Here is a 21,196-nt window from a genome sequence, read left to right on the forward strand (position 1 = left end):
CGCGCTTCGATTAGCGCACCGCCGCCTCCACCATGTCGATCGCGCGCAGCAGACGCGCAACCGGCATGGTGAAATCGTCGCCCGTCGCAACGTCACCGACCGAGAAGGCGAAGCGCAATCCCGCATCGGCGGTCGCGAGCCGGTGGATGGTGTTGAACGACGCGGGCGACTGGATCGCGAACACGCACGCACCGGGATCGAGCACGGCGTTGGCGTGCGCCAGCGCCGACCCTTCCACCCCTACGACGATGCGGGCGTCGCGCAGCGTCCCGGCGATCTGCGCCACGGGCAAGGTATCGGGCGCGATGATCGTGAAGCCGCGCGCCGAAAGCGCGGCGATCACCTCGGCCTCGTTGCAAAGATTGCGTCCTGCCGCCTGCGCGCCGCGCCGGATGAACACCTTGTCTGGCCCGCCGCGTCCCGCAAGGGCGGCGCGCAGCCGCGCGCGCACCCGCCTGAACCGTTCCATCCGTGCGGGATTGTAGCCGCGATCGTCGATCAGCCACAGCCGTCGCACCCGCGCGTCCGCGATGCTGCGCGCCGGCAGATCGATTAACGCCCGATAGCCGTCGCTATGCCCGAAGCGTGCGGGATCCAGCACCATCGGCACCATCCCGCGTTCGATCGCCAGTTGCTCGCGAGACCAGCCATCGGCCACCCAATGCCCGAAATAGCGGTCGATCACATAGTCCGCGCACAGCATCGCCTCGGGCAGCGTCGCGAACGTGCCGCGCAGCACCTTGCGCTTGCCCGGACCTGGGCGGATCACCTGCACGCCGCCATGCCGCAACAGCGTTCCGTCGGCGACGATGACGTCACGCACGATCCGCGCGGTCGTCGCGGACTCGATCCGGCTGCTATGCAGCAGCCGGTCCAGATCGTCCTTGGGCGCGACCCCAGGATAGTGCGCGATAATCCGGTCGAGCTCGTCAGGCAGGAAAAGCGCCGGCGCGCGCTCGACCCGTCCCGAGGGGTCGATGTCGACCGTCTTCGCGCCGCGCCAAAAGCCTTCTGCATCCAGCGGTCGCATGATCCGCGCGGTGAGCGGACGAAGGCTGAACATCACATCGGTCCCCCACGATCGTGCCGCGCTTGGACCGCGCGCCGCGGCCCAAGTCAAGCCGGGCGGACATTGCCAGCGCGCGGTGCGTATCCTAGAGCGACACGCTTCCAGCAAGGAGCGGAAAGACGGTGACCGCGAGCGCGTATCGAGTGAAGGGTAGCACGGGCGACTGGGAAGTCGTCATCGGGCTGGAGGTCCATGCCCAGGTGACCAGCAACGCCAAATTGTTCTCCGGCGCAGCGACCACCTTCGGTGCCGAGCCAAATACGCAGGTATCGCTGGTCGATGCCGCGATGCCGGGAATGCTGCCCGTCCCCAACCGCGAGTGCATCCGTCAGGCGGTGCGCACCGGGATGGCCATCGACGCACAGATCAACAAATGGTCGCGGTTCGATCGCAAGAATTACTTCTACGCCGATCTGCCGCAGGGCTATCAGATCAGCCAGCTTTATCATCCGCTTGTCGGTGAGGGCGCGGTCGAGATCGAGGTCGGCGACGACACCAAGACGATCGGCGTCGAGCGCATCCACGTCGAGCAGGACGCCGGCAAGCTGATGCACGATCAGCATCCGACCCGCTCCTATGTCGACCTCAATCGGTCGGGGGTCGCGCTGATGGAGATCGTCAGCCGCCCCGACATGCGCTCGCCCGCCGAGGCCGGGGCGTATCTGACCAAGCTGCGCTCGATCCTGCGCTACGTCGGGTCATGCGACGGCAATATGGATCAGGGCTCGATGCGCGCCGACGTCAACGTCTCGGTGCGCAAGCCCGGCGAGGAATTCGGCACCCGCACCGAGACGAAGAACGTCAACTCGATCCGCTTCGTCATGCAGGCGATCGAGCATGAGGCGGCGCGGCAGGTCGACGTGCTGGAGGCCGGTGGCACGATCGTGCAGGAAACGCGGCTGTTCAATCCCGACAGCGGCACGACACGCTCGATGCGCTCGAAGGAAGACGCGCACGACTACCGCTATTTCCCCGATCCCGACCTGCTCCCGCTCGAACTGGACGAGGCGTTCCTGGATGAATGCCGCGCCAGCCTCCCCGAACTGCCCGATGCCAAGCGCGCGCGCTACGAGGGGCTGGGGATCACGCCCTACAACGCGCAGGTGCTGACCGCCGAGGTCGAGAGCGCGCGCTGGTTCGATACGCTGCTCGACGCCGGCGCGAAGCCGGTGGCCGCCGCCAATTGGGTGACCAGCGAATTGTTCGGCGCGCTCAACCGGCTGGGCCGCTCGATCGGTGACAGCCCGGTCACGCCCGGTCAGGCCGCCGAACTGCTCGCGCTGGTCGCCGACGGTACGCTGTCGGGCAGCCTCGCCAAGCAGGTGTTCGAGGCGATGCTTGAAACCGGCGACGCCCCGGGCAAGATCGTCGAGGAACGCGGTCTGAAGCAGACCAGCGACACCGGCGCAATCGAGGCGGTGATCGCCGACGTGCTCGCGAAGAACCCGGGTCAGCTGGAGCAATATCGCGGCGGCAAGGTCGCGCTGTTCGGCTTCTTCGTCGGTCAGACGATGAAGGCGATGGGCGGCAAGGCCAATCCGGCGGTCGTCAATGATCTGCTGAAGAAGGCGCTCGGGTAAACGACCCGGAGCGTTTTGCGGCCGCTTGCTCTTGGGCGGGCAGCAGCTAAGTTCCTCCTTGTCGTCGACCGACGACATGGGGGAATTTTTCAATGAAACGACTTTTCGCTGCGCTGCTGGCGTGTGCGCTGCCGACTGCTGCCTCGGCTGAAACCTTGAACAACGCCACCGTCGTCACGCTCGTCAAGGCGGGGCTGGGCGACGAGGCGATCATCGCGAAGATTAAGGCGACGCCGGGCCAGTTCGATCTGTCGACCGATCAGATCATCGCGCTGAAACAGCAAGGCGTGCCGTCGGCGGTGATCGCGGCGATGCTGGGCACTGGTGCCAGTGCGGCCGCTGCCGCTTCGTCGATCGATTCGGCCGACTGGCGCGTGCCGCATCCGGCGGGCATCTATCTCTACAAGGGGGAGGGCGATGCGGCGCAAATGGCGCGGATCGATCCGACCACCGCCAACCAGACGAAGACGGGCGGTATGCTCGGCTATATGGTGACGGGCGGGCTGGCCTCGATCAAGATGAAATCGGTGATCCCGAACGCCCATGCCCGCGTGAGTGGGACAAAGGCACGCCCGGATTTCTACTTCTACTTCGATGAGGCGAACACCAGCCTGTCCCACGGCGCCAACACCGGATCGTTCCTGGCGGGGCCGGCGGTGACGACCACGTCGCCCAATGAATTCAGCCTCATCCGGTTCGACGTGAAGGAAAACCGCCGCGAGGCGCGCGTCGGCAGCTTCAACATCGCTGGCTCGAAGAGCGGGGTGATGGACAAGGATCGGATCGCGTTCAGCTACGATCGGATCGCCCCGGGCGTCTTCAGGGTGCGGCCCGACGCCGATCTGGCGCCGGGCGAATATGGCTTTCTGTATTCCATGTCGGCCGGCTCGACCTCCGGCCTGTATTCGGGCGGCGTGATGAGTGCCCGTGTCTTCGACTTCGCGGTCACCAAATAGGCCGGGAGCCACCGGCGGCGCGCATCACGATCTTCCGGGCGTTATTGCTGGGTCAGATCCTGATTCTTCACCTCGCCGCCGGTGCCACTGTTGCCGTCGAACTCGCCGGTATCGGTGAAACGCGCCGGCTCCTTGCCGCCTTCGCCGCGCGCCACCGCGTCGCTGCGTGCCTCGACCGCCTGCTGGATGTCGGGGCGTTCGTCGTCGCGGTTCGGGGTTGGGTCGATGGTCTTGTCGGTCATGGCGTCGCGCCTCTCAGATGCTAGGGGTCGTGGGGGACGGCGTACCGGGGGCGGGGACGTCGATGTCCGGGCCGGGCGGCGTGATTTCAGGCGGCGGCGTATCGGGCGTAGCCGGCTGAGTCGGCTGCGGCACGTCGGCGGGCAGGTCTCCGGGGTTGGTGGCCATGGCATTTTTCTCCTTCGCTTCGACAACGCGCCGTCGAAGCGCGGGTTGCCCGCTTGCCCCGTCGCGCGCGTCGGTATAGATGCCGCCGACCGGCGGTGTCCGACTAGCGGGCGTGGCGGAACTGGTAGACGCGCCAGATTTAGGTTCTGGTATCGCAAGATGTGGGGGTTCGATTCCCTTCGCCCGCACCAGTCCCCGCGCAAGCGGGGTTGCCACCACTAACGAAATTCTTCTGACGAAAGCGGCCAATGCAGACTGTCGAGACGCTGAACGAGGGCCTGAAGCGCGCCTTCACCCTGACGATCCCCGCCGGCGACATCGCCAAGCGGGTCGATGCCGAGCTGAAGCGCGTTGCGCCGCAGATCAAGATGCCGGGCTTCCGCCCGGGCAAGGTGCCGACCAATTTGGTCAAGAAGATGCACGGCCCCGCGATCGAGCAGGACGCGCTCAACACCTCGATTCAGGAGGGCATACAGGCGCTGATCGCCGAGAAGCAGCTGCGCCCGGCGATGCAGCCGAGCGTCGAGCTGGTCGAGGGCTATGAGTCGGGTAAGGACGCCGAGCTGAAGGTCGAGCTGGAAGTGCTCCCGCAGGTCCCGGCGCCCGCGATCGAGGGTCTCAAGCTCGAGCGCCTCACCGTGCCGGTCGACGAATCGGCGATCGACGAGCAGCTGAAGCGCTTCGCCGACGGCGCCAAGCGCTGGGAAGATGCGGGCGACAAGGCCGCGGAAACCGGCGACCAGGTCGTCATGGACTTCGTCGGCAAGACGCTGGACGGCGTCGCGTTCGACGGTGGCACCGGCACCGACATGGCGGTCGAGATTGGCGCCGGTCGCCTGATCCCCGGCTTCGAGGAGCAGGTCGTCGGCGCGAAGGCCGGCGAGGAGCGCCAGATCAAGGTGACCTTCCCCGAGGATTACGGCGCGAAGGAACTGGCCGGGCAGGACGCGACCTTCGACCTGACGATCAAGTCGGTGAAGACCGCGGGCGAGAGCCAGATCGACGACGAGATGGCCAAGAGCCTCGGGCTCGAGAGCCTGGAGCAGCTGCGCGGGTTGGTGAAGGGCCAGTTCGAGCAGGAGAACAATGGCCTGACGCGCACCTATATGAAGCGCAAGCTGCTCGACCAGCTGGCCGAGGGGCATGACTTCGAAGTGCCGCCGTCGATGGTCGAGGCCGAGTTCAACCAGATCTGGCAGCAGCTCCAGCACGAAGCGACGCACGAGCCCGATCCGCAGGCGGCTCTCGACGAGATGGAGAAGGAGCGCGACGATTACCGCAAGATCGCTGAGCGCCGCGTCCGTCTCGGCCTGCTGCTGAGCGAAATCGGTCAGGCGAACGGCGTCGAGGTCACGCAGCAGGAAATGCAGCGGCTGCTGATGCAGGCGGCGCAGCAATACGGTCCCGAGGATCGTCAGCGCTTCATGCAGTACGTCCAGCAGGACCCGATGGCCGCAGCCCAGCTTCGTGCCCCGCTGTACGAGGACAAGGTCGTCGACTTCCTGTTCGATAAGGCCGAGATCACCGAGCGCGAGACGACCAAGGAAGAGCTGGAAGCGGCGATCGAGAGCGAGGACGGTTTCGCGACCGGCACGCACAGCCACGATCACGACAACCATAAGCCGAAGCAGGCCCGCGCCAAGAAGAAGGCCGAGCCGGCTGCCGAGGGCGACGAGGCCGCTGCCGAGGCGAAGCCGGCCAAGAAGGCCGCCGCCAAGAAGCCGGTCGCCAAGGGCGAGGACGCCGGCGCGGTGACCGAGCCGGCTGCCGACGCCGAGGCAGCGCCGGCCAAGAAGCCGCGCGCCAAGAAGGCCGCGCCGGTCGACGCCGAGACGCAGGTGACTGAGTCGTCGCCGGAAGCCGCCGAGGCGGCCGAGGGCACGCAGGCCGCCGACGATGTGCCGGCAAAGAAGCCGCGCGCGAAGAAGGCCCAGTAAGCCGGCACGCGTCCGGACCCCGGCGCTGATGCGCCTGGGGTTCGGGCGCTGCCCACTGTCCCATCGCCGCATGACGAAGGCGGATGACGCCCCTGTTTCCGGCTGTTAGACGCGGCCCGATGGGGCGTGAAACGGGGGCTGGCATGGACATGGCGCTGAGCGGCGATAGCGCGGGGCGGACGGTCGTTCAGACCGGCAACCCCGTGCGCGCGCTCGACATTTTCCGGCACATCGTCTGCATCCTTGCGCTGATGTGGACCGGGATCGTCAACGGTCAGCCGTTCTTCTTTCCCGACACGACCAACTACGTCCGCGCCGCCGATCTGGCGGTGCATCTCGCCTCGGGTCGGACGATCTCGACGGTCTGGACCGCGCGTTACGCCGACGATCTGCCGCCTAGGCAGACTGCCCCTTCCTCGGCACCGACGGGCGCGACCGACAATCCCGAGGCCAAACATCGCACCAGCGCGAACGACCTGAAAAGCGGGTTGGTGATGAGCGGCCGCTCGCCGTACATCGGTGCGCTGCTCTATGCTGGCTGGGTGCTCGGCTGGTTCTGGCCTTTCGTGCTGCTGCAGGCGGTGATCGCCTATCTGCTCATCATCATGGTCCTGCGCCGCTTCGATCTGGCGCGCGCGTCGATCATAACCCTCGTCACGCTGATATTGTCGTTCACCACCAGCCTGCCGACCTACAACAGCATGTTGCTCGCCGACGCCTTCGCTTCCTTCGGGATGCTGTCGCTGGTGTTGCTCGCGCTGCCGGGGCGGTTATCGCGCTGGCAAGTCGCGTTTCTGGTCGCCGTCATCGTGATGTCGGTGATCGCGCATCTCACGCACCTGACCATGTTGGCGGGCATGACCGGCGCGATCGTGCTGCTGCGGCTGGTGGGATGGCTGCGCCCGCCGCCGCGCGTCTGGTACGCTGCGATCGGCGCGATGATCGTTGCCGTGCTGGCGATGCAGGCGACGACCTACGCGACGCGGATCGCGGTCGGACGCCCGCCGCAATTGCTGCCGTTGCTGACCGCGCGCTTCTACGCCGACGGGCCGGGCGAGAAATTCATTGAGGCGGGCTGCGAGGGCCGGCGCTTCGAGGCGTGCCGCATCCCGATGGGCAAGCCCTTCGACAATTCGAGCTGGCTCTTCTCGGTCGAGCCCGAAACCGGTGCCTATATGCTCGCCACGCCCGAGCAGCGCCGGCTCATGGGTGAGCAGGACGTCGCCTTCGCCACCGCCGTGCTGCGCGCCTACCCGGTCGAGCAGATCGGCGCTTCCGTCCACGATACGATCCGGCAACTGCTGTGGATCGATTATGACGCGCTCAATCAGGGCTGCGGCACCGGGCCGGAATGCTGGGAAAGCCTGCCGCCGGTCGTCCGTGCGCGTTTCATGCAGACGCCGTCGGGCCGCAACGCCTGGCCGCGCGACCTGATGAACGGCATCCTCTATGCTGCGGTGATCGCGTCGTTGCTGGCGCTCGCGGTGACGATGCCGATACTGGCGCGCCACGATCGCGACGGCTTCGTCAGGATGCGCAACGTCCTGATCATCACCGGCGCAGGGATGCTCGTCTGCTGTTTCTTCGGTGGCGCGGTCGCCGATCCGCAATATCGCTATCAGGGACGGTTGATCTGGCTGCCCGTCTTCTTCGGGTTGATCGCGGTGCTGCGCGCCCGGCAGATACGTCGCGCGGAGGTCGTGCCGCAGTGAACTCGGCCGCGCGGATTGCGGTGCTGTTGCCGTGCTATAACGAGGAAGCCGCGATCGCGCAGACGGTCGCGTCCTTCCGCGCCGCGCTGCCGGATGCGGCCATCTACGTCTACGACAACAACAGCCGCGATCGCACGCGCGAGCGCGCCGCCGCGGCGGGGGCGATCGTTCGTACCGAGCGGATCCAGGGCAAGGGCGCGGTGGTGCGCCGGATGTTCGCCGACGTCGACGCCGACGTCTATGTGATGGCGGACGGCGACGCGACCTACGACGCCAGCGCCGCGCCGGCGCTGGTCGCGCGGATGCTCGACGAGCAGCTCGACATGGTCGTCGGCTGCCGCGTCGGCGAAGCCGCGGCCGCCTATCGTCGTGGGCACCGGCTCGGCAATGCGCTGCTCACGGGGATGCTGACGCGGCTGTTCGGGCGCAGCTTCACCGACATCCTGACCGGCTACCGCGTCTTTTCGCGCCGCTTCGTCAAGAGTTTCCCGGTGCTGTCGGTCGGCTTCGAGATCGAAACCGAGATCAGCGTCCACGCGCTCGAACTCAAGATGCCGGTCGGCGAGATCGACACGCCGTACTTTGCGCGTCCCGAAGGATCGGTGTCGAAGCTGAGCACCTATCGCGACGGCTGGCGCATCCTCGGCACGATCGCGACGCTCTACCGGATCGAGCGGCCGTTGTGGTTCTTCGGCGGGATCGGCGGCGTGCTCGCGCTGCTGGCGGTCATCCTCGCGGTGCCGCTGGTCGTCACCTACATGCACACCGGCCTCGTGCCCCGCTTCCCGACCGCGATCCTGACCACCGGGCTCATCATCCTGGCGGCATTGTGCTTTTTTGCCGGGCTGATCCTCGACACCGTGGTGCGCGGGCGACGCGAGGTGCGCCGACTCGCCTATCTGCAACTGCCGGCGCCGGGGCGGGTGAGCGAAGGGGCTTGAACCGTTTCGCGGAAGCACCGATGTTGCGGCTCTTCCTAAGCGAAAAGAGAGTTTCCATGCACAATCCGTTCGAGACCGGCGACTTCGCGGGCAAGCTGGCGAGCGCCGGGATCGGCCTGCAACCGACCTCGGCCGGACTGGTCCCGATCGTGATCGAGCAGTCGAACCGTGGCGAACGCTCGTTCGACATCTTCTCGCGGCTGCTGCGCGAGCGGATCATCTTCGTCACCGGCGGGGTGGAGGATGGCATGGCCAGCCTGATCTGCGCGCAGTTGCTGTTCCTCGAATCGGAAAACCCGAAGAAGGACATCTACATGTACATCAACTCGCCGGGCGGTGTCGTCACGGCGGGCATGGCGATCCATGACACGATGCAGTACATCCGGCCGCGCGTCGGTACGCTCTGCATCGGTCAGGCGGCGTCGATGGGCAGCTTCCTGCTTGCGTCGGGTGAGCCGGGGATGCGCGTGGCGACCACCAACAGCCGCATCATGATCCACCAGCCGTCGGGCGGGGCGCAGGGCATGGCCGCGGACATCGAGATCCAGGCGCGCGAAATCCTGCGGATGCGCCACTTCCTCAACACGCTCTATGCCAAGTACACCGGCAAGCCGCTTGAGGAGATCGAGCGCGCAATGGACCGCGACAAGTTCATGAGCGCCGAAGAGGCCAAGGAGTTCGGCCTGATCGATCAGGTGTTCGACAAGCGTCCGCAGCCGACCGAGGACGTCAGCGCGGCGGCCTGATCTCGTACAACCGCGACCGGTCGCTCCGCCAGACCAGGCGGGCGCCGGCCGGGAGCGGCACTGCGGTATCGCCGGCGTCGATCAACCACAGGTAATCGACCCCGCGCCACGGCAGCCCCGCCAGCGTCTCGTGCAGCGGAGTGGACGGGAAGAACCGGTCGCAGCGCTCGACCGTGCCGGTGCTCAACAATTCGGCCAGCACCGGATCGATGCGCGATGTCAGCCCCATCGCCTGCCCCGCCACCGCCGAAAACTGTCCGTTGGCGAACGCATCGCGACGGGTGGTCGCGTAGGACTGGATGTGGCTCAGCCGCGGCGGCGCCCATTCGCGCGCGCACGGCACGATCGACATCGCCGCCACCCGCGCCCCCGATGGGATCATCGGCAGCACCGCCAGTTCGCGTTCCGCCTGCGCCGATGCGGTGGCGAGCGACGCCGTCGTCAGCGCCAGCCGCAGTCCCAGGAACCCCAGCGCCACCGCCATCAGCGTCCGCGCGTCACCGCGCCGCTCGCGCACCGCCAGCAACGAGATCGACAGCGCTACCGGGATCAGCCGGACCGATGCAAATTCGGACCCGAACATGCGCCCGGGCAACAGGATGACCGCCATCCACAGGATCGCAGCGGGTACCGCGCCGCGCCATTCGATCACGAATCGCGGTCGCCCGATAATCGCCAGCGCCACCGCCAGCGCCACGGCCGCGTACAGGAGCAACGCCGAGGCAATGTCGATCGGCATCCAGCGGTCGCGCAGCACGCCGACCAGCCAGCGCGCGATCTGCGCCCACGCGAACCACTCGCTGCTGGGCGGCGCTTCGCCGGTCTGCCACAGCAGCAGGAAGGCCAGCGGCCATGCGAACGGCAGCATCGGCCGCACAACGCCGATCGTGAATCGCACCGGATGCCGCCAATCCTCGCGCCGTTCGGCCATCGCGGCACCCCCCGCCAGCAACCCGAGCACGCCGAAGCCGATGATATGTGCGGTCAGGATCACCGGCGCCGAAACCGCCGCCAGCACCAATCGCGCCCGTACACGTCCCATGTTGCCGAAATGCAGCCACAGACCGAACACCACCAGCGCCAGCGACACGGCGAGGCAGGCGTTCACGAACCCGAATGTCAGCGGGTAAGCGTAATTCAGCGTCAGCGCGAGCAACGCACCCGCGGTCAGCCGCCCGTGCAGCGCCGCGCCGATCAGCAACATTCCGAGACCGCCCAGCGCCGGAATGGTCGCCACCGCGATCCGCGCCGCGTTCTCGACCCCGATCAGGCCGGCCAGCGGCGCGACGATCAGGTCGATCCCCAGGTTCGGGATGAACCGCCACTGATAGGTGAAATTGGCCGCCAGCGCCGGGTTGTGCGCGATCGTCTCTTCGACGTGAAACCGCGCGATGTGCGAGGGCAGGTCGATCAGCAGCGGGATCGGGGTCAGCAGGATCGGCAGCGCCAGCGCCAGCATCGTCAGCACGATGACCGACAGCGACGGCAGCCCGGATGTGCCCCGACCCGGATCGATCGCGTGCCGCAAGGGCGCCGCCGGCGCAGTCGTCATGTCCTGAATTCCCCCGGAAGACGGGCGTCCCCCGCGACGCGTCTCGATGTTACGGTCGACGGCATGGCGGGCGGAGTCAAGTGGCGCGCCGCCGCCCTTGAAGGTCGCGCATGCAACAGCGATATACGCCGATGCGGACGGCGGAGCGCCGATCCGGAACGGTCTGCGGAAAAACGGCGCTTTGTACGTTGTTGCTTAAGGAGCGGTGCGTTAGCCTGCGCCGCGCACTGGCGGGTCGACGATCCGCGACGAAGGATGGACTGAATGACGAAACTTAGTGGCGGCGATAGCAAGAGCACCCTCTATTGCTCGTTCTGCGGCAAGTCGCAGCACGAGGTGCGCAAGCTGATCGCCGGACCCACCGTCTTCATCTGCGATGAATGTGTCGAGCTGTGCAACGACATCATCCGCGAGGAGACGAAGTCCGCGCTGGTCGCCAAGAAGGATGGTGGCGTGCCGACGCCGCAGGAAATCTGCGATGTGCTCGACGATTATGTCATCGGGCAGAAGCAGGCGAAGCGCGTGCTGTCGGTGGCCGTCCACAATCACTACAAGCGGCTGAATCACGGCGCCAAGGGCGCCGATGTCGAGCTGGCGAAGAGCAACATCCTGCTCGTCGGTCCCACCGGCTGCGGCAAGACGTTGCTGGCGCAGACGCTCGCGCGCATCCTCGACGTGCCGTTCACGATGGCCGATGCCACCACGCTGACCGAGGCCGGCTATGTCGGCGAGGATGTCGAGAACATCATCCTGAAGCTGCTTCAGGCATCGGATTACAACGTCGAGCGCGCGCAGCGCGGCATCGTCTATATCGACGAGATCGACAAGATCAGCCGCAAGGCCGAGAATCCTTCGATCACCCGCGACGTGTCAGGCGAGGGCGTCCAGCAGGCGCTCCTCAAGCTGATGGAAGGCACCACCGCCAGCGTGCCGCCGCAGGGCGGGCGCAAGCATCCGCAGCAGGAGTTCCTGCAGGTCGACACGACGAACATCCTGTTCATCTGTGGCGGCGCCTTCTCAGGCCTCGAGAAGATCATCGGCGACCGCTTGCAGGGCAAGTCGATCGGCTTCGGCGCCTATGTCGCGACCCCGGAGGAGCGTCGCACCGGCGAGGTGCTGCGCCAGACCGAGCCGGAGGATCTGCTCAAGTTCGGACTGATCCCCGAGTTCGTCGGCCGTCTGCCGGTGATCGCCACGCTGGAGGACCTCGACATCCCGGCGCTGGTCAAGATTCTCGCCGAGCCGAAGAACGCGTTGGTCAAACAGTATCAGAAGCTGTTCGAGATGGAGGAGGTCAAGCTCGGCTTCACCGACGACGCGCTGACCACGGTCGCCAAGAAGGCGATCGAGCGCAAGACCGGTGCGCGCGGCCTGCGCTCGATCCTCGAGGGCATCCTGCTCGATACGATGTTCGATCTGCCGGGGATGGACTCGGTCGATGAGGTCATGATCGACAAGGATGTGGTCGAGGGCCGCAAGGACCCGGTCCGCGTCTACGCCGAAAAGAGCAAGAAGGCCGGCGAGGTCGCATAACGCGGCCCGCCTCCTAACCATCGTCGTCCCGGGCTTGACCCGGGACCCCGCTTCCCCGCGACGTTGGTGAAAGCGCGGAACGTCGGATCAAGCCGGTGATCACGGGAATAGGGACGGCTTCTCTTCTCGATTTTACGTCACTCCGGACTTGATCCGGGGGCGCCGCTTCTTCGGCAACCGGGGTAGAAGCGGGATCCCGGATCAAGTCCGGGATGACGGAAGAGCGGGGTTGTTCGGCGGAAATCGTTCGGCAGAAATCGATCGCGCTTGGAAACAGCGCTTCCGCCCGGCGCAGACGCCGGGACCTACCCATCGTTACACCTGCGGATCATGTCCGCGCGTCATGCATTGGTCGGGGGAAGGGAGCCCGCCAGATCGCATGACCACCGAAGACGACGCTTTGCCACCGGCCGATGTCCGCCGTTCGCTGCTCCACCGGCTCGATCTGCCGTTGTGGACGCTGGCAATGCCGCCGCTCGGTTTGCTGACCGTGTTGCTGTCTCTCTACAAGATGGGAGCCGCGGGGACGATCGGCGCGACGATCGTGCTGTTCGGCTGCGTGCTCGCCGCGGTTCACCATGCCGAGGTCGTCGCGCACCGCGTCGGCGAGCCGTTCGGCACGTTGGTGCTCGCGATTGCAGTGACGGTGATCGAGGTGTCGCTGATCGTCTCGCTGATGCTCTCCGACGCCGGCGACGCTTCGGCGCTCGCGCGCGACACGGTTTTCGCGGCGATCATGATTATCCTCAACGGGATCATCGGGTTGTGCCTGCTGGTCGGCGGCGTCCGGCACGGCGAGCAGCGCTTCACGCTGCGCGGGGTCAGCGCCGCGCTGTGCACGCTGGCTGCGCTGGCGGTGCTGACGCTGGTGCTGCCCAATTATACCCTGACCACACCGGGGCCCTATTATGCGACCTCGCAGCTGGTGCTGGTCGCGGTGGTCAGCCTGCTGCTGTATGGCGTGTTCGTGATGGTGCAGACCTTGCGCCACCGCGAATATTTCCTTCCGGAACATGGCGATGAAGACGGTCATGCCGCGATGCCGACGCGCGCCACCACGACGGTTGCGTTCGGCACCTTGCTGGTCGCGCTGGTCGCGGTGGTGCTGCTCGCGAAGGCGCTGTCGCAGACCGTCGAGGAAGCGGTGCTCGGCGCCGGACTGCCGCTCGCGGTGGTCGGCGTCGTGATCGCGGCGCTGGTGCTCGCGCCCGAAAGCCTCGCCGCCTATCGTGCCGCGGCGCGCAATCGCATCCAGACCAGCCTCAATCTCGCGCTCGGCTCGGCGCTGGCGACGATCGGCTTGACGATCCCGGCGGTCGCGATCGTCAGCCTCGTCCTCGACCTGCCGCTCGCGCTCGGGCTCAGCGCGATGAAGATCATCCTGCTCGCGCTGTCGCTGTTCATCGCGACGATCTCGCTCGGCACCGGGCGGACCACCGTGCTGCAAGGCGCGGTGCATCTGGTGATCTTCGCGGTGTATCTGTTCACGACGGTTGTGCCCTGATCCGTCACTGCGAGCGCAGCGAAGCAATCCAGAGCCGGACCAAGACGCCCTGGATTGCTTCGCGGCGCTCGCAATGACGAGCGTTGCGGCGCTACCCCCGCTGCCGCGCCGCCAATGCTAGCCCTGCTGCGATCTGCACCACCGCATACAGCCGCCGCCGCCCCGGCCGACCGACGAACGGCCGCACCGTCCGCTCCGCGCCCAGCGCGTTCTCCTTCCACAAGTCGGTATGCCGCGCGGTCTGCGTTAGCCCGAGCAACCCGTCGCCGATCATGAACACCGCCGTCATCTCAAGCACGCGCGCGGTCAGCGGGGCTTCTGCTGCTGTTGACGCCATTGCTGGTACTCCTCCACCGCCACCGATCGCCGCAGGATGCGCGCCGCCGGATCGATCACCACATGCGCGCCGGCCGGTACGGCGACGGTCGCCGTGCCGTCCGGCATCTCGACGCGCCGCGCCACGCCATCGACGGTCAGTTCGACCGGCATCGCAAAGACACGCGCGCGCTCCGTCCGCCATGCGAGCCGCAGCGTATCGCCGTCACGTGTCGTCACCAGCTCGGGCAACGCACGATCACGCAGATAGGTGTCGAAGAACCACGACAGATCGCGCCCGCTCTCCTCGCGGACGATTGCCTCGAACTCGCGGGTCGAGCCATAGCGCGGGCTGAAATTGCCCGGCTTCGGGTCGCGCCGCCCATAAACGACGCGTCGCACCGAATCGGAGAACGCGTGGTCGCCGATCAGCCAGCGCAACGTGTGGAGCGTCCACGATCCCTTGTAATAGATGTCGGTGCCCGCGCCGCCCTTGGTGGGCTCGTACACCTCTTCCTCGGTCAGCACGCGGTCGCGGACGATCGGGGCGCGATTGGTGATCTGGTTGCGCTGCGCCTCCAGCATCACCGCATAGCGCGCGTCGCCCTCGCGCCACTGGCCATAGAGCGGCTGCATGTAGCTGCCGAAGCCTTCGTGCAGCCAGTAATCGTCCCAGTTCGTGGCGGTCAGCTGGTTGGCGAACCATTCGTGACTGAATTCGTGGTGGAACAGCCAGTCGAACCCTTCGGGCGCCTTGGCATAGCCATTGCCATAGGCGTTGATCGTCTGGTGCTCCATGCCCTTGTGCGGCGTCTCGACCACGCCCAGCTTTTCGTCGCCGAAGGGGTAGGGGCCGATCACGCTCTCGAAGAAATCGAGCGTCGGCGCAAATTCGTCGAACAGCTTGCGCGCCTGCGCGCCCTCACCGGGCAAATGCCAATAGAACAACGGGATCGTGTTGCCGAAGCGGCTCTTGTAGCTGCCCTCGATCACCTCATACGGCCCGATGTTGATCGCGATCGCATAGGTGTTCGGCTGGCGCGCGCGCCAGTGCCAGACGGTGCGTCCGTCGGCGAGCGTGTCCACGCCGAGCAGCCGACCATTCGACGGCGCCTTCAACCCCTTGGGCGCGGTGATGTGGAGCGTCGCCACCTCGGGCTCGCCGGTCGGGAAGTCGAGGCACGGCCACAGCAGGTCGCAGCCATAGCCCTCGGTCGTGCTCGCGATCCACGGGCGGCCATCGGGCGTCCGGGACCAGACCATTCCGTCGTCCCACGGCGCGTTGACCGCGACGTGCGGCGTGCCGTCATAGGCGATCGCGATCGTCACCTGCTTACCCGCCGCCAGCGCACGCGCCACGACGATCCGCCCGTCCGGCCGCTCCGCGCGCACCGGCTTGCCGTCGAGCGTCACCGATCGCACCTGATAGTTCGAATCAAGATCGAGCGTGATCGCCGCCACGTCGCGCTTCGCCGCCACTACCAGGGTCGCGCGCGCCGTCATCCGTCGCGTCGCCGGGTCGGGCGCGAACGACAGATCGGCGGACCGCAGCGTCAGATCGGCCTGCCCGGCCGGCCGCACGCCCCCTGAAAGCTGCGTCTGCTCGCTGATCGGCGGCTCGCCCTTTTCCGGCAGTTGCGCGGCAGCGACCGACGTCGGGACGGCCAGCGCGAGCAGAAGATTGATGCCGCGCGCGAACGCACCATATAAACGGTGTTGGCCGCCCCACACGGGCGGTACCGGAGTATACATGACGTCTGCTTTCCCCGTTCTGCCGCTTCGCGACATCGTCGTCTTCCCGCATATGATCGTGCCGCTGTTCGTCGGTCGCGACAAGTCGGTCGCCGCGCTGGAAGCCGCAATGGCCGCCGACAAGGAGATTTTCCTCGTCGCGCAGCTCGACCCGGCCGAGGATGATCCCGCACGTGACGATCTCTATTCGATGGGCGTCACCGCCACGGTGCTGCAATTGCTCAAGCTGCCAGACGGTACGGTGCGCGTTCTGGTTGAGGGCAAGGCGCGCGCAACGCTGGAGACGCTGGAGGAAGGCGGCGAGTTCCTGACCGCCACGGTCGCGCCGGTCGCCGATGCCGAGGCTGAGGGGCCGGAGGCGGCGGCGCTGATGCGCTCAGTCGTCGACCAGTTCGAGAATTATGCGAAGCTCAACCGCAAGCTGCCCGCTGAACTCGCCGCGCAACTCGCCGAGATCGACGCCGCCGGCCGGCTGTCGGATACGGTCGCGGGCAATATCCAGGTGAAGGTCGCGGAGAAGCAGGCGCTGCTGATGGAGGCCGATCCGCTCAAGCGGCTGGAGATGGCCTATGCGCTGATGGAAGGCGAACTAGGCGTCCTGCAGGTCGAGAAGAAGATCAAGAGCCGCGTCAAGCGTCAGATGGAGAAGACGCAGCGCGAATATTACCTCAACGAGCAGCTGAAGGCGATCCAGCGCGAGCTGGGTAACGAGGGCGAGGAAGGCGAGGGCGACGAGATCGCCGAGCTGACCCAGAAGATCGCCACGCTCAAGCTGTCGAAGGAGGCCCGCACCAAGGCGACCGCCGAGCTGAAGAAGCTGAAGACGATGGCGCCGATGAGCGCCGAGGCGACCGTCGTGCGCAACTATCTCGACGTGCTGCTCGGGCTGCCTTGGGGCAAGAAGAGCAAGATCAAGAAGGACATTCCCGCCGCCGAGGCGATCCTCAACGAGGATCATTACGCGCTGGAGAAGGTCAAGGACCGCATCGTCGAGTACCTCGCGGTGCAGGCGCGCACCAACAAGCTGAAGGGACCGATCCTGTGCCTCGTCGGCCCGCCGGGCGTCGGCAAGACCTCGCTGGGCAAGTCGATCGCCAAGGCGACCGGGCGCGAGTTCATCCGCCAGTCGCTGGGCGGCGTGCGCGACGAGGCCGAGATCCGCGGCCATCGCCGGACGTACATCGGCTCGCTGCCCGGCAAGGTGGTGACCAATCTCAAGAAGGCCGGTGCTAGCAACCCGCTGTTCCTGCTCGACGAGATCGACAAGCTCGGCCAGGATTTCCGCGGCGACCCCGCCTCGGCGCTGCTCGAGGTGCTCGACCCGGAGCAGAACGCGAAGTTCAACGACCATTACCTCGAGATCGACATCGACCTCTCGGACGTGATGTTCGTGTGCACCGCCAACTCGCTCAATCTGCCGCAGCCGTTGCTCGACCGCATGGAGATCATCCGGCTGGAGGGCTACACCGAGGACGAGAAGGTCGAGATCGCCGAGCGCCATCTGGTCGCCAAGCAGATCGAGGCGCACGGGCTCAAGCCGGGTGAGTTCACGCTCACCAACGAGGGTCTGCGCGCGCTGATCCAGCGCTACACCCGCGAGGCGGGGGTGCGTACGCTGGAGCGCGAGCTGGCGAAGCTGTGCCGCAAGGCGCTGCGCCAGATCCTCGAAGGTAAGGCGGAAAGCGTCACGATCACGCCCGACAATCTGTCCGACTTCGCAGGCGTACAGAAATTCCGTCATGGCCTGTCGGAAACCGAGGACCAGATCGGCGGCGTCACCGGACTCGCCTGGACCGAGGTCGGCGGCGAATTGTTGACGATCGAAAGCGTTACGGTTCCCGGAAAGGGACAGGCAAAGGTCACTGGCAAGCTCGGCGACGTGATGAAGGAATCGGTGCAGGCCGCCTTCTCGTTCGTTCAGGCGCGCTCGCCGTCGTTCGGGATCAAGCCCAGCCTGTTCCACCGCAAGGACATCCACATCCACTTGCCCGAGGGAGCGGTGCCCAAGGATGGTCCGTCGGCGGGCATCGGGCTGGTCACCTCGATCGTCTCGACGCTGACCGGCACGCCGGTCCGCAAGGAAGTGGCGATGACCGGCGAGGTGACGTTGCGCGGGCGCGTGCTGCCGATCGGCGGGCTCAAGGAAAAGCTGCTCGCCGCGCTGCGCGGCGGGATCGAGACGGTGCTGATCCCCAAGGAGAATGAGAAGGACCTCGCCGAGATCCCGCAGAACATTCGCGACGGGCTGAAGATCGTGCCGGTGTCGCATGTCGATGAGGTTTTGCGGCTCGCGCTCGTGCGTCCGCTGGAGGCCATCGATTGGACGGAGGCCGACGAACTGGCCGCGCTGCCACCGGCGCCGATCACGCCGGTTGGTGGCGAACTACATCACTAAATTACATAGTTTGTCAGTTTATTGTGACCGCCGTACCGATATTTCGGTGCGGCGGTTTCGTTTGACTCCGCCATGGGCACCCGCGTTAATGGGCGGATGCGGGTTTCGATCCGCGAATCCATTCCAATTACGTAATGACTTTTGAAAGTGGGGTTTTGCGGGATGAACAAGCAGGAACTGATCGCGCAGGTCGCGACGGCCGCCGGACTGGGGAAGAACGAGGCGAGCCGCGCGGTCGAGGCGGTGTTCGACACCATCTCGGCATGCCTGAAGAAGGGGGACGAAGTCCGTCTGGTCGGCTTCGGCACCTTCGCGGTCAGCAAGCGCAAGGCCTCGACGGGCCGCAACCCGCGCACCGGCGAACCGATGACGATCAAGGCGTCGAGCCAGCCGAAGTTCAAGGCCGGCAAGGTGCTGAAGGATTCGCTCAACTGACGCGGATTTGCTCTGGACAGGGCGGGGGGGCTTGCGTAATTGCGCCGCTCCGCCAACGGATGGGCGCGTAGCTCAGCGGTAGAGCACACCCTTCACACGGGTGGGGTCACAGGTTCAATCCCTGTCGCGCCCACCATCCGGTTCACGAAAAGCCCCGCCGGTCGCTCCGACCGGCGGGGCTTTTCGCGTTTGGGACGATGAAGTCGATCCGCGGTTTCTGCCACCCCAGTTCATCGTCATTCCCGCGCAGGCAGGAATCCAGACGAGCAGGTTTCCGGGTGAGCCGCCACGTCAGAGGTTCCGGGTTCCCGCTCCTATTCACAATCTTGCCGCGTAAATTTCATGCAACCGGACCCGTACGATCTTCGCAAGACGTGATCTCCCGCTTCCCGCGGATGCTCGAAAAGCCTAAGTAGTTGAAAGGACGCGGCACCGCGCACGTCTCAACTTTGCACATGTCACGCAACCGTAACGCTTGCGTCACGCAAACGTCGCTGAAATCGCATTCAGCTGTCATCCTCACCGACTAGCGGCGCTTTCGACGATCGAGCGGACAGTCAGGTCCGACTCGGATCGGGGCCTTGGCAAAGGGTCCGAATCTCGAAGGGAGTGAGTTCATGGTCAGCTTCAGCCGCCGCAGCCACATGCTGCTGGCATCCAGTGCCGCCCTGTTCCTGGCATCGTGCGGTGCGGACGATGTGGCGTCGCCAGGCGCTGGCAGCATTCCGATCACGATCAACCAGCCGGCGCCGACTCCCACGCCGACCGGTACCGCGACGCCGACCCCGCTGACCGCCGCGCAGTTCGCGCTCGCCACGACCCAGTCGGGCGTCACGATCACCGCCGACGAGCAGGTTGCGCTGGTCAACGCCGGACAGAACAACAATCTGAACGGCTTCGGCACGACGCTGAACGGCGTCTATCCGGTCAGCGGCACCTCGCTGGCCATCGCCAGCAACCCGCAGACGGTGCTGGGCAACACCGCCTTCCTTCAGAACACCAGCTTCGTCGGCGCGCTCAGCGGTCCGAACGACAACAGCTTCTCGGGCTGGACCTGCAATTCGTCGAGCGCGACCTTCCTGAACAGCGGATCGTGCACCGCGGTGCCGTCGATCGGCACCGGCACCCCGGCGGCGTCCTGCCCGACCGGTCTGACCGACGATGGCACCAACGAAATTCGCAACAGCGCGGGCACGGTCACGACCGCCGGCACGTTCCGCTATTGCCGCCTGCCGCAGCTCATCACCGCCGACCTGACGCTCGCGAAGATCCCTGGTCTGGTCTATCGTTTCCGCGGGCAGACCGAAGTGGGCGTAGACGGCACGTCGGCCACCACGCTGACGATCCAGCCCGGCGTCGTGCTGGCGGCGGATTCGACCGAGACGTCGAACGATCTGATCCTCGTCAACCGCGGCAGCAAGCTGAACGCGGTCGGCACCGCCGACGCGCCGATCATCTTCACCGCGCAGCAGAACCTCGTGAATAACGGCGTGTCGGACTCGTCGCAGGGCCTGTGGGGCGGCGTCGTGCTGCTCGGCCGCGCGCCGACCGCGGTCTGCGCCACCGGCACGGGCCCGAACGACGCTAACGGTTCGTCGACGACCTGCCAGCAGGCGATCGAGGGCGTGACCGGCCGCTTCTACGGTGGTTCGAACCAGGCCGACAGCTCGGGCACGTTGCAGTACGTGCAGATCCGCTACACCGGCATCGCGATCAGCGAAGGCAACGAACTGCAGGGCCTCACGCTCGGCGGCACCGGTTCGGGCACAACGATCGATCACGTCCAGAGCCACAATTCGGCGGATGACGGCATCGAGATCTTCGGTGGCGCGACCAACCTGAAGTATTTCGTGGTCACCGGCGCCGACGACGACGGCTTCGACGTCGACAACGGCTGGCGCGGGTTCATGCAGTTCATCATCGCGGCGCAGAAGGCCGGCGGCTCGACCGCCGACTCCTTCGCGACCGAGATCGACTCGAACGGCCAGGAAGACGCGCTGCCGCGCACCTACGGCCGCTACGCCAATTTCACCTTCGTCCAGACGAACTCGGCCCCGGCCGCGATCCGCCTGCGCGGCGGTGCGGACTTCGCCTTCGTCAACGGCATCGTGAAGACCCAGTCGGGCGCGGCCTGCCTCAACGTCATCGCGGGCAACGCGGTGAACGGGGCTGCTGCGACCGGCAACGACCGCTCCACGATCCGCTCGGCGGACAGTGCGCTGCAGGACGTCGGCCCGCCGACCTTCAACTCGATCTACTTCCAGTGCCAGGGCCGCTGAGGCGCTCTTAGCCCCTCGTGATGCTCAGCGGAGCCCGGGGAGCGCCTGATCGCGCCACCCGGGCCCGCTTTTTAGAACCAGA

The 21,196-nt window shown here is 66.3% G+C and carries 17 protein-coding genes and 2 tRNA genes; 13 read left to right on the forward strand and 6 right to left on the reverse strand.

The annotated features are described in order from the left end of the window. Positions 1 to 10: 10 nt before the first annotated feature. Positions 11 to 1,063 (reverse strand): glycosyltransferase 61 family protein, encoded by a 1,053-nt coding sequence (locus SPHPH_RS18735; protein ID WP_028965315.1) that lies wholly within the window; start codon positions 1,061 to 1,063, stop codon positions 11 to 13. 149 nt (positions 1,064 to 1,212) lie between these two features. Here SPHPH_RS18735 and gatB point away from each other — a divergent pair, with 149 nt between their 5' ends. Both gatB and SPHPH_RS0102745 read left to right on the forward strand, forming a co-directional pair. Next, the gene (gatB, locus tag SPHPH_RS0102740; protein ID WP_238302825.1) at positions 1,213 to 2,649 is read left to right on the forward strand and encodes an Asp-tRNA(Asn)/Glu-tRNA(Gln) amidotransferase subunit GatB; all 1,437 of its coding nucleotides are present in this window, start codon (positions 1,213 to 1,215) and stop codon (positions 2,647 to 2,649) included. Between the two features lie 92 nt (positions 2,650 to 2,741). After that, positions 2,742 to 3,605 carry a hypothetical protein gene (locus SPHPH_RS0102745; protein WP_028965317.1) on the forward strand — a complete coding sequence of 288 codons (864 nt, stop codon included), beginning with the start codon at positions 2,742 to 2,744 and terminating at the stop codon, positions 3,603 to 3,605. A 41-nt stretch (positions 3,606 to 3,646) separates the two neighbouring features. On the opposite strand, the gene SPHPH_RS0102750 is transcribed toward SPHPH_RS0102745, so the two are convergent. Beyond that, complete coding sequence (locus SPHPH_RS0102750) at positions 3,647 to 3,847, reverse strand: hypothetical protein (RefSeq protein WP_028965318.1); 201 nt, start codon at positions 3,845 to 3,847, stop codon at positions 3,647 to 3,649. A gap of 13 nt (positions 3,848 to 3,860) precedes the next feature. Further along, entirely contained in the window at positions 3,861 to 4,013 is a 153-nt protein-coding gene (locus tag SPHPH_RS21370; RefSeq protein ID WP_202900632.1) for a hypothetical protein, read from the reverse strand. Between the two features lie 106 nt (positions 4,014 to 4,119). On the opposite strand from SPHPH_RS21370, the gene SPHPH_RS0102755 reads away from it, so the two are divergent. The 5 genes from SPHPH_RS0102755 to clpP all read left to right on the forward strand — a co-directional run bounded on the left by SPHPH_RS0102755 (position 4,120) and on the right by clpP (position 9,349). Beyond that, positions 4,120 to 4,204, forward strand: a tRNA-Leu gene (locus SPHPH_RS0102755). 57 nt (positions 4,205 to 4,261) lie between these two features. Further along, complete coding sequence (gene tig / locus SPHPH_RS0102760; RefSeq protein WP_028965319.1) at positions 4,262 to 5,950, forward strand: trigger factor; 1,689 nt, start codon at positions 4,262 to 4,264, stop codon at positions 5,948 to 5,950. 143 nt (positions 5,951 to 6,093) lie between these two features. Beyond that, positions 6,094 to 7,662 carry an A24 family peptidase gene (locus SPHPH_RS0102765; RefSeq protein ID WP_028965320.1) on the forward strand — a complete coding sequence of 523 codons (1,569 nt, stop codon included), beginning with the start codon at positions 6,094 to 6,096 and terminating at the stop codon, positions 7,660 to 7,662. Continuing rightward, positions 7,659 to 8,603, forward strand: a complete 945-nt coding sequence (locus tag SPHPH_RS0102770) for a glycosyltransferase family 2 protein (RefSeq protein ID WP_037487942.1) — start codon at positions 7,659 to 7,661, stop codon at positions 8,601 to 8,603. The genes SPHPH_RS0102765 and SPHPH_RS0102770 overlap by 4 nt, the downstream gene beginning before the upstream one ends. Before the next feature lie 56 nt (positions 8,604 to 8,659). Further along, positions 8,660 to 9,349 (forward strand): ATP-dependent Clp endopeptidase proteolytic subunit ClpP, encoded by a 690-nt coding sequence (gene clpP, locus SPHPH_RS0102775; protein ID WP_028965322.1) that lies wholly within the window; start codon positions 8,660 to 8,662, stop codon positions 9,347 to 9,349. Here clpP and SPHPH_RS0102780 read toward each other — a convergent pair. Next, positions 9,333 to 10,901 carry a hypothetical protein gene (locus tag SPHPH_RS0102780; protein WP_028965323.1) on the reverse strand — a complete coding sequence of 523 codons (1,569 nt, stop codon included), beginning with the start codon at positions 10,899 to 10,901 and terminating at the stop codon, positions 9,333 to 9,335. The genes clpP and SPHPH_RS0102780 overlap by 17 nt on opposite strands. A 264-nt stretch (positions 10,902 to 11,165) precedes the next feature. Between SPHPH_RS0102780 and clpX the strand changes: the two genes are divergently transcribed. Further along, the gene (gene clpX, locus SPHPH_RS0102785; protein WP_028965324.1) at positions 11,166 to 12,434 is read left to right on the forward strand and encodes an ATP-dependent Clp protease ATP-binding subunit ClpX; all 1,269 of its coding nucleotides are present in this window, start codon (positions 11,166 to 11,168) and stop codon (positions 12,432 to 12,434) included. 379 nt (positions 12,435 to 12,813) lie between these two features. Beyond that, positions 12,814 to 13,938, forward strand: coding sequence for a calcium:cation antiporter (locus tag SPHPH_RS0102790; protein WP_051272800.1), 1,125 nt, complete (start codon positions 12,814 to 12,816; stop codon positions 13,936 to 13,938). Between the two features lie 91 nt (positions 13,939 to 14,029). On the opposite strand, the gene SPHPH_RS0102795 is transcribed toward SPHPH_RS0102790, so the two are convergent. Then, entirely contained in the window at positions 14,030 to 14,275 is a 246-nt protein-coding gene (locus tag SPHPH_RS0102795) for a hypothetical protein (protein ID WP_028965326.1), read from the reverse strand. Further along, on the reverse strand, positions 14,245 to 16,005 hold the full coding sequence (locus SPHPH_RS0102800; protein ID WP_081668461.1) for a M1 family metallopeptidase: 1,761 nt from the start codon (positions 16,003 to 16,005) through the stop codon (positions 14,245 to 14,247). Before SPHPH_RS0102800 ends, SPHPH_RS0102795 begins: the two co-directional genes overlap by 31 nt. Here SPHPH_RS0102800 and lon point away from each other — a divergent pair. The 4 genes from lon (at position 16,004) to SPHPH_RS0102820 (ending at position 21,114) form a co-directional block, all read left to right on the forward strand. After that, the gene (gene lon, locus SPHPH_RS0102805) at positions 16,004 to 18,400 is read left to right on the forward strand and encodes an endopeptidase La (protein WP_028965328.1); all 2,397 of its coding nucleotides are present in this window, start codon (positions 16,004 to 16,006) and stop codon (positions 18,398 to 18,400) included. The two genes, SPHPH_RS0102800 and lon, sit on opposite strands and share 2 nt — an antisense overlap. Positions 18,401 to 18,562: 162 nt before the next feature. Further along, positions 18,563 to 18,835 (forward strand): HU family DNA-binding protein, encoded by a 273-nt coding sequence (locus tag SPHPH_RS0102810; RefSeq protein ID WP_028965329.1) that lies wholly within the window; start codon positions 18,563 to 18,565, stop codon positions 18,833 to 18,835. Between the two features lie 61 nt (positions 18,836 to 18,896). Continuing rightward, positions 18,897 to 18,971: transfer RNA gene (locus SPHPH_RS0102815), tRNA-Val, on the forward strand. A gap of 481 nt (positions 18,972 to 19,452) precedes the next feature. Next, positions 19,453 to 21,114, forward strand: a complete 1,662-nt coding sequence (locus tag SPHPH_RS0102820; protein ID WP_028965330.1) for a hypothetical protein — start codon at positions 19,453 to 19,455, stop codon at positions 21,112 to 21,114. Positions 21,115 to 21,196 lie beyond the last annotated feature (82 nt).

The sequence above is a fragment of the Sphingomonas phyllosphaerae FA2 genome (assembly GCF_000427645.1).
GTDB lineage: Bacteria > Pseudomonadota > Alphaproteobacteria > Sphingomonadales > Sphingomonadaceae > Sphingomonas > Sphingomonas phyllosphaerae.

Excerpts from the sequence above, each read along its gene's own strand:
- SPHPH_RS18735 (WP_028965315.1), bottom strand. The coding sequence starts at position 1,063 with ATGTTCAGCCTTCGTCCGCTCACCGCGCGGATCATGCGACCGCTGGAT.
- SPHPH_RS0102745 (WP_028965317.1), top strand. The coding sequence starts at position 2,742 with ATGAAACGACTTTTCGCTGCGCTGCTGGCGTGTGCGCTGCCGACTGCT.
- SPHPH_RS0102750 (WP_028965318.1), bottom strand. The coding sequence starts at position 3,847 with ATGACCGACAAGACCATCGACCCAACCCCGAACCGCGACGACGAACGC.
- SPHPH_RS21370 (WP_202900632.1), bottom strand. The coding sequence starts at position 4,013 with ATGGCCACCAACCCCGGAGACCTGCCCGCCGACGTGCCGCAGCCGACT.
- tig (WP_028965319.1), top strand. The coding sequence starts at position 4,262 with ATGCAGACTGTCGAGACGCTGAACGAGGGCCTGAAGCGCGCCTTCACC.
- SPHPH_RS0102765 (WP_028965320.1), top strand. The coding sequence starts at position 6,094 with ATGGACATGGCGCTGAGCGGCGATAGCGCGGGGCGGACGGTCGTTCAG.
- clpP (WP_028965322.1), top strand. The coding sequence starts at position 8,660 with ATGCACAATCCGTTCGAGACCGGCGACTTCGCGGGCAAGCTGGCGAGC.
- SPHPH_RS0102780 (WP_028965323.1), bottom strand. The coding sequence starts at position 10,901 with ATGACGACTGCGCCGGCGGCGCCCTTGCGGCACGCGATCGATCCGGGT.
- clpX (WP_028965324.1), top strand. The coding sequence starts at position 11,166 with ATGACGAAACTTAGTGGCGGCGATAGCAAGAGCACCCTCTATTGCTCG.
- SPHPH_RS0102790 (WP_051272800.1), top strand. The coding sequence starts at position 12,814 with ATGACCACCGAAGACGACGCTTTGCCACCGGCCGATGTCCGCCGTTCG.
- SPHPH_RS0102795 (WP_028965326.1), bottom strand. The coding sequence starts at position 14,275 with ATGGCGTCAACAGCAGCAGAAGCCCCGCTGACCGCGCGCGTGCTTGAG.
- lon (WP_028965328.1), top strand. The coding sequence starts at position 16,004 with ATGACGTCTGCTTTCCCCGTTCTGCCGCTTCGCGACATCGTCGTCTTC.
- SPHPH_RS0102800 (WP_081668461.1), bottom strand. The coding sequence starts at position 16,005 with ATGTATACTCCGGTACCGCCCGTGTGGGGCGGCCAACACCGTTTATAT.
- SPHPH_RS0102810 (WP_028965329.1), top strand. The coding sequence starts at position 18,563 with ATGAACAAGCAGGAACTGATCGCGCAGGTCGCGACGGCCGCCGGACTG.
- SPHPH_RS0102820 (WP_028965330.1), top strand. The coding sequence starts at position 19,453 with ATGGTCAGCTTCAGCCGCCGCAGCCACATGCTGCTGGCATCCAGTGCC.